9 protein-coding genes are annotated in these 15,624 nt (G+C 60.2%); all 9 read right to left on the reverse strand.

The genetic code is table 11. The annotated features are described in order from the left end of the window. Positions 1-9: 9 nt before the first annotated feature. Positions 10-375: a hypothetical protein gene (locus tag F3H26_RS11190; protein ID WP_149776142.1), complete on the reverse strand. Its 366-nt coding sequence runs from the start codon at positions 373-375 to the stop codon at positions 10-12. A gap of 202 nt (positions 376-577) precedes the next feature. Continuing rightward, positions 578-1,969, reverse strand: coding sequence for a hypothetical protein (locus F3H26_RS11195; protein WP_149776143.1), 1,392 nt, complete (start codon positions 1,967-1,969; stop codon positions 578-580). Continuing rightward, complete coding sequence (locus F3H26_RS11200) at positions 1,966-3,702, reverse strand: site-specific integrase (RefSeq protein ID WP_188127749.1); 1,737 nt, start codon at positions 3,700-3,702, stop codon at positions 1,966-1,968. The genes F3H26_RS11195 and F3H26_RS11200 overlap by 4 nt, the downstream gene beginning before the upstream one ends. 314 nt (positions 3,703-4,016) lie before the next feature. Next, entirely contained in the window at positions 4,017-4,550 is a 534-nt protein-coding gene (locus F3H26_RS11205; protein ID WP_149776145.1) for a hypothetical protein, read from the reverse strand. A gap of 551 nt (positions 4,551-5,101) precedes the next feature. Then, positions 5,102-6,688: a DUF3987 domain-containing protein gene (locus tag F3H26_RS11210; protein WP_149776146.1), complete on the reverse strand. Its 1,587-nt coding sequence runs from the start codon at positions 6,686-6,688 to the stop codon at positions 5,102-5,104. 302 nt (positions 6,689-6,990) lie between these two features. Then, positions 6,991-7,755, reverse strand: coding sequence for an HNH endonuclease (locus F3H26_RS11215; protein WP_149776147.1), 765 nt, complete (start codon positions 7,753-7,755; stop codon positions 6,991-6,993). Continuing rightward, positions 7,752-8,906 carry an ImmA/IrrE family metallo-endopeptidase gene (locus F3H26_RS11220; RefSeq protein WP_149776148.1) on the reverse strand — a complete coding sequence of 385 codons (1,155 nt, stop codon included), beginning with the start codon at positions 8,904-8,906 and terminating at the stop codon, positions 7,752-7,754. The genes F3H26_RS11215 and F3H26_RS11220 overlap by 4 nt, the downstream gene beginning before the upstream one ends. Positions 8,907-8,909: 3 nt before the next feature. Continuing rightward, positions 8,910-12,878 carry an Eco57I restriction-modification methylase domain-containing protein gene (locus F3H26_RS11225; protein WP_149776149.1) on the reverse strand — a complete coding sequence of 1,323 codons (3,969 nt, stop codon included), beginning with the start codon at positions 12,876-12,878 and terminating at the stop codon, positions 8,910-8,912. Beyond that, on the reverse strand, positions 12,878-15,544 hold the full coding sequence (locus tag F3H26_RS11230; protein ID WP_223162486.1) for a DEAD/DEAH box helicase: 2,667 nt from the start codon (positions 15,542-15,544) through the stop codon (positions 12,878-12,880). Before F3H26_RS11230 ends, F3H26_RS11225 begins: the two co-directional genes overlap by 1 nt. Between the last annotated feature and the right edge of the window lie 80 nt (positions 15,545-15,624).

The raw sequence follows: 15,624 nt of genomic DNA on the forward strand, positions 1-15,624 counted from the left end.
GAAGCGCGATCAGGTGGCCAAATGATCGGGAAAGAAATTGTCATCCGTGCGGATGAGCACGTCCTGATACGCTTCAGTGAGCAGACACAGGTCTTCGACGATCGGCGATGCCGGGTCGATCTCGGCAAAGCACGCGGCCTCGATCCGATCCGGATCGTGGGCATGTTTCAACGTCAATAGCGCATGAAGCGCAGCGAGTTCCCGGCGAAGGCGGTTGTTCAGCCTCGGTGCTGCCGCGATGTCGTCGAGAAGCGCCTGGTTGCGGCGTAATGCCGGTCTGGATCCGAGCAGCAAGGCCGCGTTCTGGATTGCTTCGTTGTGGAGGTTGAAGAAATCCCGCAGTTCAAAAAGCGGGTCATGAGACAGATCGAACATGGATCATCTCCTTTTTTGCCCCGGCGTTATGCTGGTGGCTTCAAGAGCGGATTGTTTCCTCCTTTCCTCCGCTTGTTTCCTTGTATGGCTGCACCGGAAGAGCTCCGGGTCTCACAACGAGGACCCGGAGCTCTTCCGGTCAGTCATCATTTCTCGTTCGGATGCGCATGGAACGCTTGGTCATTCCCCGGCAATTTGGCTTTCATATGAACGCAAAAAGCTTTTCATCTGTCGGATCGGAAATTCCGGCAATCTCTTGCTGGCCCTTCATACGCTGCGCCATCGCGAGCGCCCGGCCCTGATAGGCGGATGCGGTCTCGTGGCTGATCTGACCGCAGGCTGCCATCGCTTTGTCGGTGCCTGCCTGACCCAGTTCGACACCAAGCAAGGTGTGGAGAACCGTGCGAGCAATGTGTTCGCCAGTGCCGACCTCTCGGCGCCAAGCGTCCGAGACGTAGTTGTAGGCGACGGGTTTTTCGTCATGTGTGATGAACAGGGCCCGGTTTGACGACAGGCATTCATTTCGCATCTGGTCCAGCCAGTCTGCAGCGCAGTCGCGTAGGATCAGGGCGTCGATGAATTTGTTCAGCCGCAGGTCTATCTTGGCGGACCAAGTGTAGCTGTTTTTCGACAGTCTCGTGTCAATCAGATAGCTTCCGTCTGTCCAGAACAGGGTTTCGCCAAATCGCAACCGCGTATCTGCCAGTCGCACCGGCATGACCGAAAAAAGTGCGATGGCTGCCGCGCGATTGCGTTGCGCATGGCGGCGGCGCGGGCAGGGCAGGGTGTTGGCGTCGCTCAGAAGGTGCTCTGCCTTTTTTATCAAAGCGACCGTCGAATAGCCTGTGTTCTGCAGATGCTTGAATTTCTGCTTGGGCGCCTTTTGGGCTTCTGTCTCGTAAACCCGAGAAAGATCAGACAATAGCTCAACGGTATGTGCGTCGGCACCGATGTAGCGCGCGAATTTGAGTAAGGCCGAAAAAGAGGCCCGCAGCGTTGCCGCAGCAAGCTGGCGTTCACGAAGATCCCGCGCGTAGGCGCGGACCGTTCGGGCCGACAACTCGTCGGGCAATCCGGCATCTCTTGCCGAACGCAATAGTTGCCGGGCTTTCATTTTGAGCGTTGGCATCATGCCTGCGGTCGGGGGTATCTCGCCGTTTCGATCGAAGCCTGCTTCCATGTCGTCAAATGCGGACCGCCACACCCCGGGCAGCTCAGAATATGGCACGGACTTCGACAGTTTGCGTGGCTTCGCCTTTGGTATGGCCGTTGTCGACAAATAAGCGTGGTCCTTTTGGCGGATTGCCTCCCGGAGCGGCAGGACAGCGGGGTGTCCTGGGAATATCGCTTCCATGCCGCGCCTCAACCGCGCCAGACGCGAGGAAGACGTGTTCTTGTGGTCATAGTTCAGGAAATCTGCAGCCGTGAGCGCGCATGTGTCGGCAATCTGCCGCTCTTCGATGTATCGCAGGAAATCATCGAGGATGCGCAGGTTGTCGACCGTGGCGGTGTCGATCTTGGGATCCCCGAGCAAGGGATCCCAGCGTGGATGTTGCAGAATCTCTGCTTTGGTGCGGCGATCCGGCGGGTTCATGAGCGGATCTCCGACAGATTCAAGATATATTTCTGCACTTCTTCGCGCTGCGCTCGGGTGTTCACCCATGCATAATTCCTCCGCACGGTGCCGGGCGTGTCATCGAGCAGCCGCTCCAGCAGGTCCCAGCGGCCCGGGTTCTTTTGCAGCAACAGAGACGCGAGGCCGTGGCGGAAATTGTGTGGCGTCATCGGCAGGCCGGCGGCCCGGGTGTGGCGTTTGAACCATCCGAGGAAGGTTCGATAGTGAAGCGAACCAGCAGACTTCACGCTTGGAAAAAGAAACTCGCTTGTGTCGTGATCGGGGAACAGGGGACGGATCCGGTCGAGATACCAGAGAATTGTTTCGAGACCGTTCAGGTTTCCCGGCTCGATCGGGGCCCAGATTTCGACGTTGTTTTTCGTGTGCTCTGGCGAAAGATGAAGCGTTGCGTGACGGGTCTGCGGAGTCGGTAATAGGAACGTTGCTTTCGGTCCGCGGAAGACGAGGTTTAGAGCACTGTCAATCCGCAGCGGTGCCCCACGCGTCTCTATCGCGCAGATGGCGGCAACGGTGCCGAGCTGGCGGATGGTCTCGGATTCTCCCATTGTCCATGGGCGCCCGGCGCCTTCGATCTCGCGGATCATCTGTTCCGTCTTGTTGCGAAATTGCACGTGCAACGAAAGGAAGGTCATCGTCTGGCGCGTCGACGACAATAGTGCTTCGCAGAACTTGCGGGAGCTTGGGGACATTTCGCTGCTTGCAGTTTTGCCGCGCGCGAGGAACCGATTGGCTTTTAGATGCGCCTTGATCGGTTCGGGGTCCACACCATTGCGGGCCATCACCACATAGTTGGCTTTCATATAGTCATGTGCGGTGCGCGCGGTAACGTGGCCGGGTTCGCCTTCGTGTTTCGACCAATAGCGGACGACCGCGGCAGCCGCAGCGCAGGTGAAGAGATCCGCAAGCGGTGTTGTGGTATCGGCTGGCAAAGCACCGGACCGGATCAGCGTGCTGACGAATTTGCGCAAGGCAGCCAGTTTGAAGTCGATGTCTGACTTGGACGCCGTGGTCACGTATTCCTGTTCAACCGGATCGTAAGTGGATTGCGTCGCGTTCTCGACCCAAGTCATGATTTCCGCCGCCAGATGCGCAGGGATGATGCCGAGATTTTCGTTCCGCCGCCGAGGCGGGGTAGCGAAGGGGTTGGGCGGCAGATGCACTGCGATCTCTTCAAATGCCCGCGCCCGGTTCAACGTTTTCAACGCGCGTTGCAGCGTTTTCCATTCGTTGGATTCGAGAACCGAACTGTGCGCCAACAGCCATTCCTGGCTGACATCGCGCGGCTCGACCCGATACTGCCGGGCGAGATCGGCCAGTTTGCGCACGGGGATTAGAATGAGGGGCGGGCGGGCGTTTTCGGAACAAAGCTCAGGCGCACATGCTTCCAGACGTTCGAGAAGGTCCGCCCACGCATCTTTGCGGCACCGGCGTTCTTGGGCTGCGGCCAGCTCGCCGGTGGCGCCTTTCACGGCTGCTATGATCTTGCGGCGCGTGGCCTTGTAGGCGTTTTCGCTTTTGCTGCGGGCAGGATCAAAACCGTCGATCTTCAGGGTTTTTTTGATTGCGCTCAGGTCCGCAGGGACCAGGTTGAGCGGCGTGCCGTCGGTCATTTTGGAAAAACGCCCCACAGCATTGGCATAGTCGGTGTTGCCGTTCCGTTTGGCCCAATCCTGAACGTCCTGCAGGGTCATTGTGGTTATTGGTTTTTGAAAGCTCATTTTGGCCCCTTTTCTTGTCCGCTAAATGACAAATTGGCCGTTATCGCAAAAACCGAAGCAGAAAATGACAGACTGCCGTGTATTTACCGGAGCCGAATGTTCAGTGGTGTTTGTCATTTTGTCCGCAGCAGGTGTCATTGTCCGTTATCGAGCCAATTTCGTTTTGGATTGTCATTGGCGACTTGGTTGTTGATCAGTTTAGTGGCGCATGTGCCGCAGCACGTCTCCTTTCCGCGGCAAGGAGGAGATGGGTTCAAATGACAATTTGGAAAAACGATTTGAAAAAATTAACAAGACATTCCCGGCGAAAGGAACAGGCCTGAAGTGGGCGGAGCAACCTTTCCTGCACGGTCAGGTTTGTTGCGCGATCCAACAACGACGAAGACACCGGGTCGCAGCCCTGGATGGATGCGTTCCACGGGACGCTCAAACCGTGGTGCTTGGCCGGTCAGCCACGCTTCAAGTTCAAAACGAAAGATCAGCCGCTTTCTTGGGCCCAGCCAGAGAAAGTTTGTGAAGGTTTTGTCGGCATGGTGACCGTCGAACATACGGCCGATTGTTCTCGCAGACGAGTTTGCGATTTTTGCTACGGCCGGCACATCCAGAAGTGGTTGCCACGTTGAGTCAGACTCTGCGGGACATGATCCGGAAAAACCAAGTGCAGCCCAGAGCCGTTGTTTGGAATATCCCCCGCCACGTTTGGGAATTTCGATCCTCCGCATGACGCGACGTGCCATTGTCTCGGAACAATCGAAGAATTCCGCCAACTGCGGAACGGAGATGAGCTTTGTAAGCGCGGCAGTCTCGGTAAGATTGGGCATAGGTTGGTCCCTTGGGTATTCGCCAAGGAGGTGGGTCTTTTGCCAAGTTTCGGAAAAACTTTTGGACCCTGAAATTGTTGGAAGGAGGGATGCCAACACGAAATCGAGACGGTTGCCAAGCTGGTTTGGCGAGGCGAATGGACGAAAAGGGCTGGGTCACCTCGCGCTCATCGTTGCGGCCTTGTGCTCCTGCGGCTCTATGCGCTCGAGTTCCATCCACCTTTTGAAGGGATACCGCCAGTCTGTCACACTGACCGAGTTCGGAAAACCTTACTCGCCGCTGCTCCGGAGATGGTTGTCGCTTCAAAAACTTACAGCCTCTCGCAATGAAGGGGGGAGCCTCTTTGGCAAGCGAAAACGTCGGGTGTAATGGAGCCAGTGTTATGTGTTGAAAGGCTGCCGATGTGGTAAAACACTTCGCCATGTGGGCGCTCGACCGGTAATGGGCGTTTCGGAAATAGGGCTCGTTAAAGCCGTAGAGTCAAGGAAGCCGGTAAATATGAAACCGGCTCCCCAATTCGCGGCAACTCGATTGCAGCCGAGTCAGCCTTTCAACGACTTTCGAGAACGCGGGGAAGTTCAATAACATTGAACGTGTCATCGGCTTTTTCGTGGGCTTCATTGCTGCCGTCACCAAATCCAAGAGATGCCTGATTCCGATATGCCTTCAGCACTCTCTCAAGCCGCTTTTGGTTCCTCGTCTTTTCCTGCTGCTTCAAACGTTCTTTCCGGGACGAATGGCGGGCGAATAGCTGATCGGAGACCCTTGCATCCTGCGGATTCTGGGCCCCTGCAAGCCCAGCTGGCATTTCGACCTGTTCCAGAAGTTCCAAGATCTCGCGGATCCGCGCCGAGTTCAGTTCTGCCCGAGCCTTGGCGCTGAGTTTCCGGCTGATATCCCGTGCCGAGATCGAAGTGGCGCCAGCCGCCATCAAGCGGTCTCGGTGCGCAACAACGGTGCGGATCTGGCCACTCCAAGGGTTGTCGTATTCGCGGATCATGACCAAGGCGCTTTCCATGTGGAATTCCGCATATTTTGTTGCAATTTCGGCGGTTTCAACGTCGATCGGATGGCGCGAGCGACCCAGCAGGAAATGGATCACGGGGAGATAGCTGAAAACCGAATATCCAATGCGCCGGATGAAAGAACCCGGCAGTTGGCTCATTCCCCACGCTGTGCGCAGCCCGCGCCACCAGGCCTCGAGATACGGCAGAACTTCGTCATAGAGCGTGTAAGTGCCACAGCCGTTCGCTTGCGCGCAGAGCGCGAACCACACTTCACGCAGCTTTTCCTGCTCGCGTGCGCTCTTCTCGCCTTTGAAAAACAGGAGATGCTCGAACATATCGGTGTCTTTCCGGGGCTCGGCCACGACGTAGTTGAAGCGCTGGCACAGGCCATCAAGCATACTCGCCAGATCCACATTCATCTTCCACGTCTCTCGGACAGTCAGGCCGAAGAAGGTGAAGTGAGGATCTTCGACGACCATCTTCTCTTTTTCGCTTTTCAGGCGGTTGGCGATGGTCTTTTGCGAGTATGCATCGAGCATCCAGGGTTTGATCCGAGCGTAGTTCGACTGGGTGCGGATTTGGTTAAAGAACTGCCCGACTTCGTCCTGGAACCAATAGCTCCCGTTGTTGTTTTTCAGGCTGACGATCCATTCCGCATCGGTGCAGCCAGTTGGAAACATCCTCACGGGCTCCTTTGCACCCTCGCCTGCCAGCGTTTCCGCAACACGATCGGTCGCGAGGGTCTTGGAGCTTCCAGAGGCTGCCAGGGCAATAGTCCAAAGAATTGGGCGACGTGGCGCGAGACCGGGGATTTCGACCACCGCGCCGTTTTGTGTGAGCCACGATGACGCGACCATGATCAATTTGAACAACGGCAAGGCATAGCTGGTATCGGTATCTCTGAAGTGCTTCAGTAGGCGTTCAATGAAAGAACCGCGCGGGATCAGCGGGGTGACGTCCAGTGCTTCGGGTCGCTCTTTCACAGCCAGCATTGCGGCGAGATCGCTCTTTTCCTGGGGGGTTAGCGGACGGCTCTTCTTACCGTCATTGACGCGGACGTCTGCGAAGATCTCGTCCTTCGCTTTCTTGTTGCGTTTCCGCGCCGGGGCGGGAGTGGTCTTCTGTGCCATGTGCACGCCTTTCTTGCTGATTGCGTGCTGGGGAAATCGATCCGGAAAAGTAAACCCGAGAGCCGGGTTTGATTGGTTGCTCCCGGTAAAAGTGGGAACGTCAGTCGACAGCCGACAATTATCGTAATTAAATGAAATAAAACGAAAAAAAGCGATATCATGCAGCCGACATTTCGCCGACAAATCATGTGCCGGTTCGAAGCCATTGGTTTCACCACGAAAAAAATCAGTGGCACCATTTTGGCGCTGGCTGTTTCGTCACAGTCTAAACGGTGGAGCAGGGGCTCAACTTCTGACGCAAATCAGGAAACAGAAAGCGCGAAGGTTTTGCGGTGAACTGCGAGATACTTCATATGCCCCTCGGATAGTGAGATCGGAGCGTCCAGTTCGTGCTCCAGCCTCTCGCGCGCTTTGGCTGTCAATCGGGGCGAGAACTGCGGCCAACCATCCTCGCCGAAGGTCACGAGGTGGCGGTCGAAGGCAGCGTCCCAGAGAGCCGACAACAAAAGCCCGTTGTAGACGTCGAGCCGTTCAGCATCGTTTTCACACTCTGCCCATGGCTTCATGTGACTCGCTCGAAGCAGGGCGGGATCCGAGATCCCGGTGAGAGGACAGCGCCCCTTCCAGAACCGCATCAGCGCGTCCCTGAATAGATCTTGTCCGACACGCTGAACAACCAAGCGCTCGGCTTCGGTCGATGTTGGCATCGAGCGCGTCCGTTGCTTGAATTTCTGCAAAGGGTCATTCGGTAAAGCCTTGGCCAAATCGTAGGCCCGAGAGACCGCCCTATAAAGTTCCGTGGCCGTTGGATAGGCAAACCGTGCCAAGCCCGGGCCGGGCAAGTCCACCGTTGTTCCAAGTTCTTTGGCGACACCGGCGTGGTCCACTGCGAGAAACCACGGACCCTGCGGACTGGCCGCTGCCAGCCCTATCTGGCCGGGCGCGTCGTGGCTGGCATGCAGCATCCATCCATCTGTTGTTTCGAGCGCCACCCGCCACCCGTTGTCCCAAGCTGACTTCTGGCATTCGGTCGCCACAATGAAACTTGGCGGATTTTCTGGCTTCATCCGGTCAAACCTCCATCCTCGAACGGCATGCCAAGCAGCTTTTCAATCCGATGGGCACAGGTCAGCACCCTGTGCACGTCAAGAGCTTCAAAGGCTCCCTTGTAGGTGTCCAGGTATGACTCGCTGCGCGGTGCAAGGCCTGACCGTTTCGCAACAACATAGGCGACGCTTTCCGCCTCGATTTCACGCAGCGCAAGGTCCGCCGGGCGATAGGGTTTGATCCGCCTTGCGAAGTCCGTGCCGCAGTGTCCCAGGAAGATATGAGCCAACTCGTGCACAAGCGTCACGACCTGAGTGGGTTCCGGGTGATTGCGATTCACGCCAACCTCAAAGGTCTGGAGCATTTTCGGATCGCCATGGTCAGTGATGCGCCGTGCGAACCCGGCGGAACGGTCGCCCTTGTCGAGCCAGATCAGGCGCAGATCCTCTTCCGCCATCGCCTGCTCACAGGCACGCAGGAACCTGGATGGTAGCTTGCCCGCAGTGGGAAACGAGAACGCGGCTTCCGGCAAGTCATCTCCCTCCGTATCCAGCACGTCATAGACGAAGTTCACCGGGCCAAAGTTGCGCAGGATGACGAGAGGACGTGCGCCTTCTTTCGGTCGGCGGCGAAAGCGGGTCCACCAGTCCTGCACGGTCATCGCGTGGCTGATCCCGGGCTTCTGGGCGTGCAGCAGCATCGCGTTGAACGGCGCCATGTATCTGAGCCGCGCCGTGAAATCAAAAAGCTCCTTGAGCGCGCCGCTGTTCGAATAGAGCTGGGTATCGGCGATCAGTTGGTCGATCAGTGCACGATCCGGGTCGTGGCCGTCCATTTCAGGCCGGCCGAACAGGTCTCCTTGTTCTCCGGGGCGCAAAGGGTCAGCCAGCAACCGCTCCAGATCAAATCTCGGGGGATACTCCTCAAAGCTTTCGTCATCAGACGGTGGGGAAAAGCCGCTGGCGATCCCCCGCCGACACTGGTCCACGAAAAGGTCGAAATAGGGGCGGAACCGCTGCTCCTGTTCTTCGGTCATCCCTCCGTCGCGCATCGTGACAAGGATGGAGTCGGCATCGGGCGTCCAGTCAAATCTGGAGTCGAATATGTTGCGGACGGCGCCGCGCAGGAAATCGGCCACGTGGGCATAGACCTCGGGATTGATCGCTGCCATCCGCTACATCCCCATCGCGGTGAAGTCGCCGCTTGCCTCCATCCGGTCCCAGGCCTCCAGCACCAGGCGGCGGGTGCGGTATTCGCCGAATGCGCGGATTTCCTTTTCCTTCAGCACGCGGAAGGTTTCCGAGGGGTAGTCCTCGCCCTTCACGTCGGCCGGGTCGAGGATGTAGCGCAGCTCGTCGCGGGTCACGCCATAGGCGCGGGCGTAGAAGGCGTCGAGCTCGGCGCGCAGATGGGCGCGGCGGTCCTCGTCCCAGGGGAAGGGCGGGCCGTCATGGCCCAGGTCGCGAGCGAAGGGGGCGAGGGAATGGGAGGTGTAGGTGAGTTCCAGCACCCGCTTGGTGACGAAGCCGAGGCGGGGCTCGGTGTAGAAGCTGGGGGGGAGGACGGGGAATTGCTTGAGGTAGCCGTAAGTCAGGTGGAGACCCGCAACCTTAATCCGAGCCGTGTAGTCGCAGACCATCGAATTCAGCGAGGCATATAGGCCGGTAACTTGGTTTGCGGGCTGATCGCTGAACATCAAAGGCATTGTGTGCCCGACGCCTACACGCGGAATAATAGCAAAAATGGCCGTTCTCTCGTTCGTGGCGGATGTGACGTCCTTGAAGCCCAGAAGCCAAGCGGCCTTCGTCCTTGAGGAAAGGCGCTCTTCCAGTTCGGACTTTTCAACCCAATAGTAGGGTTCCGGCTCAAAAGCTGGGTCTTGGTGCTGGTCCAAGGTCGTCTCGGGTAGCACGCGATAACCGCGGTCGTCACCGCGTTCGCCGTATCCCGCTGCCCGATGGTCGAAGAACGACACCATCTTCGCCTCGTAAAGCGGCACGTAGCGCCGTGGCCCGCGCGGGCCGCCGCCGGTGAGCGCGAGGCTGGTCGTATCCGTGCCCTCCACCGCCAGCGACCCTTGCGCGGGGTGGGCGCCTGTCGCGATCCAGTCGGTGCCACAGCGTTCAAACCCCTCGGCCTGCAACTGCGCGGCGGTGCGGAACAGGGCGCTGTCGGAGGTCATGTTGAACAGCCCCTGCCGGAACTCCACGCCCCACGGGTTGCCCGCTGCACCCTTGCCCTCGTCAATCAGCACCGGGGCGCCTCTGTAGATCTTCGCCGTCAGCTCCGCATCGGCGCGGGAGCGGAAGACGGGTGCTGTGCGGGTGTTGGGGTTGATCGCAGCGATTTGATCGGGCGAGAGGGTGAAGTTGCGCTCGGGCTCGGCCACTTGGGCCGGTTCGGTCAGGAAAAAGGCGAAATGCGCCGTGGGCTCGTCGCGCCCCAGGGTGAGTAGGCAGAATTTCATGCGGCTGTCCACCGCCGGGAAAAGCCCTGCGCGGTTCTCGAAATCCACCAGCCGCGCCAGACGTTTCGTTTCCACCAGATGGGCAAAGAAGGGCGCGGTGGTGGCGTCGGTGGCGATGCCGGTGGGCACGATGACCCCGGCGCGGCCCCGGGCGAGATTGGCGAAGAGTTCGGCGAATAGGCTGTAGGTGTTCACCTTGCCCTTGGCGGTGAGATCAAAGCGCCCGGAGGCGCGGGTAAACTCGTTGACCGCATCGAACTGGCGCTTGGCGGCAACAAACTCGTCCCATGCGGGCGGGTCGGTCTCTCGCAATGCCTCGATGACGCGTTTGCGCGCGGCCCCGGCGAGGGCCGCGATCTCGGGCTTGCGGGCGGCGAAATATTCCTTGTCAGATAGTTGCATCACCTCCCACGGCGGGTTGCCCAGCACCACGTCAAAGCCACCGCGCGCCATGACATCGGGAAATTCCAGCGGCCAGTGCAGCGCGCGGGCGCGGCTGGCGGCGCGGGCGTTTTCCATCACCTTGCGCCGCCCCTTGCCCTGACCCACGGCCAGCCAGACGTCTTCGGATGTGGGCACCGTGCGCTCGCCATCGCCGCGCGGCACCTCGCCGGTTTTCGGCAGCAGGAAGGCGGCGGTGTAGAGGTTGCAGCCCATGCGCGCCCGCTGGAACGCCTGTTTCTGGCGCAGAGATTTCCATGCGGATTTCTTGGCCTCGATATCGGCCACTGTTTCCTCGGGCAGGTCGCGCAGATCGGCGAACTCGGCCGCCATCGGCGCGGTCGGTAGGGTCGAGGGGCCGCCGGTAAAGTCGAGACTGCCCTGGCCCGATTTCGCGTCGCGGTTGGCCTTGAGGTAGAATTTGGCGACGTCCTTGTCGTCACCGGTCAGCGGCTTGTAGGCATCGTCTGGGATGCCGTCTTCCAGCACCTTCATGTCGAACACGCCGAGCAGCGCGTCACCGCAGCGGATCTGCGCATCGAAGAAGCCAAGCGGCAGGCCCGGGTCCACCGTCTCGATCCACAGCGCGACCTTGGTCAGTTCCACGGCCATAGGGTTGCGGTCCACCCCGTGGATACAGCGCCGGGCCACGTCACGCAGGGCATGGCGGAAATCCGCGGCCGAGGGGGTGCCTTCGGCGCGGTGACGCGCAACGCGGGTGGCGATGCGGCGGGCGGCGGCCAGCAGGAAGTGGCCGGATCCGCAGGCCGGATCGATGACGGTGAGGTTCAATAGCGCGTCGGCGGGATCTTCCGCTTCGGCCTCGGTCCGGTCGAGCACCGGGTCGAGCGCGGTATCCAGGAGCGCCTGCACCAGGCTGTCCGGCGTGTAGTAAGAGCCTGTGGTCTTGCGCTGGTTGCCTTTTTGCTCGGCCACGTCGGTGGCGAAGGTCAGGGTGCGGCCATCGGTTTCGACCTGCGGCTGAAGTTCAAGCAGGGATTCATAGACTGAGCCCAGTTCCTCGGTCTCCATCGCGCGCCAGTTGACCGGGACGAGGGTTCCGTCCTGCCGGAGCCAGCCGAGCTTGAAGATCGCCTCGAGGAAGGCGCGGTTGGGCAGTCGGGCAGCGCGCAGGTCCGGCATCTGGCCCTTGGCAAAGAGGCCGCCGAGCGCGGGCAGGCCGAGACGCTTCTCGCCCTCGGACAGTGCAGAGAAGATGATTTTCATCCCCTCGAAGCGGTCGTGGTGCCGGTCCCAGGCGCTGCGGCGGAGGGCGAACTGGCGCAGCATCCGAAGCGAATAGCCGCGCTCGAAGACCTCGCGGGCCGGGGCGCTGGCGCTGTCGGGATGCAGGAGGCTGCGATCCTCGGCCACCATGAGGAAGATCAGGCGGTAGACGAGTTTTAGGAGTTCGTTGAAGAAGTCGGTCAGTTTCAGCTCGCCCGACTGGATGCGGGCACGCAACTCCGGGTTTTCGGCCAGGAAACCGGAACCGAGGGTGCGAAGCGCGTCCTCGACCTGCACGGCCAGACGGTCGCGTGCTGCTTCGCCCTCGCGCGCACCGGAGTCGCGCCAACGCTCGAGCGCGCAGTCGGTGGCCGGTGTGCCTGTCTTGCCAAAGCGTGTGCGGTGGATCAGCAGCCAGAGCGTTGCGAAGGAGGCGATGTCCTCGGTCTCGAAGATTTGGGCGAGGTCGGCCTCGATATAGGCCGGGCGGGTGAGTGAGGCGTTGTCCCGCATCAGCCGCAGCTTGCGCCCGTTGGTGACCAGGCCCCAAAGCGCTTCCTCGCGGTCGTTGAGATAGTCCTGCAAAGCGAAGGCGGCTGAGCGGCGGCGGTCATGCGACAGGGCATCGGAGGCCTTGTCGAGTTCGTCAGAAGTGGGGACAACGACGACCGGCACCCGGTCGGCGCCGGCTATCAGGGCAAGCGGGAGCGACGCCTCGGTCAGATCGTCGAAGCCGAACGCCTCGCTCAGAAGCCCCTGGATGAAAGTCTTGGTGGCGCGAGCTGTGGGTGTTTCAATCTTGGCGAACTTGTCGAAATGCGCTTGGGCTACGCGGAAGGACAGGGAGAACTCGTCGCGAAGGGACAGGCCCTTGCGGACCCTGTAGGCCTCGGGCGATTGCTCTTCCGCCTCGAGCGAATAAATCGCGCCGAGCATGGCGGACGTCAGCAGGTTGCCCTCGACCGTGAGGGAAGGGAACGTGGCGCTGTGAGTCGTCTTGCGTGCCATCACACGTCCCCCGGGATCAATACGAACAGTCCGATGATATCTGGCGGCAAGACCGGATCGACGCTGACCCGCGAAATGCCCTTGATGGCCGAGCGAACTCTCCCATGATCATCGGCCAATTCCTCTGCGCGGGCCCGAACATGGTCCGCGATGGGGCCGGCCATGAGGGAGTCGAGGCGTTCACGCGCCTTCTGGACCTGGCGATCCCGTGCGGCGGGGGTGAGGTCCCCGGATGCCGTCGTTGACAGCATGTCCCGGACCGCCTGGCCGGATAGGGTGCGGCCGTCGGGGCCAACGGCGATCAGGGCTGCTTCCTCGGCGAGAAGCAGTCTTCCAGATCGCGCATGCACTGTGATCTTGAAGCGTAGACGAGCAAGGACAACCGTTGTCACGGTTTTTACGGCAGGCGTTGACCAAGCGCCGACGCGCCCGATCTCAAGTCCGGGCAGGGCATCTGGCTCAAGCGCGGCTTCAAGTAGAGATTCGGAGAGCGTTGCCACAAGCGGGTGTGCCCGCCCTGCAAGTGCCGTGCCGGAGGGGGCCGGCTCCTTCTCGGCAAGGCGCACGGTGCCCTTCAGACCGCGCTCAGCAAGCCGTTCCCGCAGGATGTGCGGCAGGCTGTCCATTGAAGCGTGAACCAAGCCGCCTTTTCGAGTGATCGGGGTGTCGAACCGGGACATCGCCCGGGAAATGAACTCCCGGGCGGCGGTCGGATCTCCGATCACGTCGCGGGTCTTGTCCCATTCTGGAGTTACATGCTCGGGTTTCAGCGCGTTCTGGGCAAACCGGGAGCGAGATTTCTTCTCGTTCTCCTCGGCATCCCGCCACATTGCCTCAACCTCTCGCTGCCCTTGGGTGAGCGTGTCGAGGAAGTCGTATTGGCGGCGGTCCTGCCGCTTGAGCAGCATCGCGGCCATGAGCGCGTCGGTCACGGGACCCCGCTCATCCGGCAGCGGCACAGTCACACCCGTCGCCTTACGGATAGCTTCGGCCTTGCGCAGGATCACATCAAGCACAGCCCCGTCGATCGCGCTGTCCGGGGAATACATCAGGATAGATCGAACAGTCGGCGACGGTTGGCCGAAGCGGTCCACACGGCCTTCCCGCTGTTGGTGCCGGGTCGGGTTCCAACTGAGGTCATAGTGAACCACCGTGTCGAACAAGAGCTGGAGGTTGATACCTTCCGAAAGGCAATCCGTGGCGACCAGAATGCGCGATGGATCCTCGGTCATTTCGGTGACCCGGTCCCGGCGCTCATCCGGCGTCAAAAGCCCCGTGACCACCTCGACACGCGCCTTCGGGAATGCCGAACGGAGTATCTGGCCTACATGTTCCGCCGTGGCGATATACCGGCAGAAGACGACCGGGCATGCCCCCTCCTTCACCAAAGGTGCCAAGATCTTCTTAAGACGCTCGGCCTTGGGGTCTGATGTTGTTGTCAAAGCGTCGGCCCGGGCGATCAGGTCTGCCAGAGCGGAATCCTCTATTTCCAGTGGAGTTGGCTCCACATCGACGGCGTCTTCGTCGTCGCCGTCCTCGTCATAGAGCTGGGGTTCGAGGCGATCTTCCTCAAGACCGGCGCGATTGCGCAGGGCTGACAATGCAGCCGCTGGCGAAGAGCCGACGCACCGCATCAGCGCAAGCGTTCCCCAGAAGGCCAAGCGCCGTTCGCGCTGCTCTGACCCGGCTTTTTCGACCACCCCGAAGCAGTAGTCGAGCACAGCCTCGTGGAACGCGCGATGATCCGGAGACAGGTCGTAAGGTTCTTCACGGGTCAGGTGCCGCGGGAATGCCGACGCTTCCTGCCAGGAATCTTCGGTCAGATCTCTGCGGCGGCGTTGCACGAAATGGCGCGACAGTCGTTCGCGGTATTTTTCATCCTCGAAGTTGAGCGACCCGAATTCCGGCTGGATCAACGAGAGAAGCCGCGCAAAGGCATCTTCGTCGCCGGAATGGGGAGTGGCCGTCAACATGACCATTGCCCGATCCATGTTTTGGGCAAGTCCTCGCAATAGAGCAAAGCGTTGCTGTTTTCCCTTGTGCGTTCCGACGCATGAATGCGCCTCGTCCACGATGACAAAACCTGGACAAGCGCGGGCGAAGGCATCCCGGCGTTTTTCCGATTTGATGTAGTCAAGGCTGACCACCGTATGGCGGTGCGCGTCAAAAAGCGATTGGGAGATCGGCAGGCCACGTTCGAGCCGGGCTGCCGAAGCGGCGGTCACGGTGGTCGCGTCGATGCCGAACCGGTCCTTCAGTTCGCGCGTCCATTGTTCCACCAGATGCGGTGGGCAAAGCACAGAGAATGCCTCTACCTCGCCGCGATCCATAAACTCACGCAGGATCAGCCCGGCCTCAATGGTTTTGCCGATGCCGACATCGTCAGCGATCAGCAGCCGAGGTGTTTCGAGCCTGAGTGCCATCAGGAGCGGCACCAACTGATAGGAGCGCGGCTCGAAGTTCAGGCTGGCAGCCGAGCGGAAGGGGCCGGCCCCTCGTCGAAGGGACAGCCGCAATGCCTCGGAGAGAAGTTCTGCCGTTGCTTGGACAGCGGGGCGTGCATCATGTGGCAATTCAAATCGTGCCGGCTTGGGGGGCGTGAGTTCGAGATCCGGGATGAGTAGTGTCGCGTCGCCTTCCGAGCCGGAAAGGGGGCGCAAATGCAACCACCCATCCTTAGGGGAAGGAAGGGCTACCCATTCTCTTCCTCGTGCGTGAACGAGATCTCCGGGTGCGAAGTTCACTG

This window comes from Ruegeria intermedia (genome assembly GCF_900129345.1).
GTDB lineage: Bacteria > Pseudomonadota > Alphaproteobacteria > Rhodobacterales > Rhodobacteraceae > Ruegeria > Ruegeria intermedia.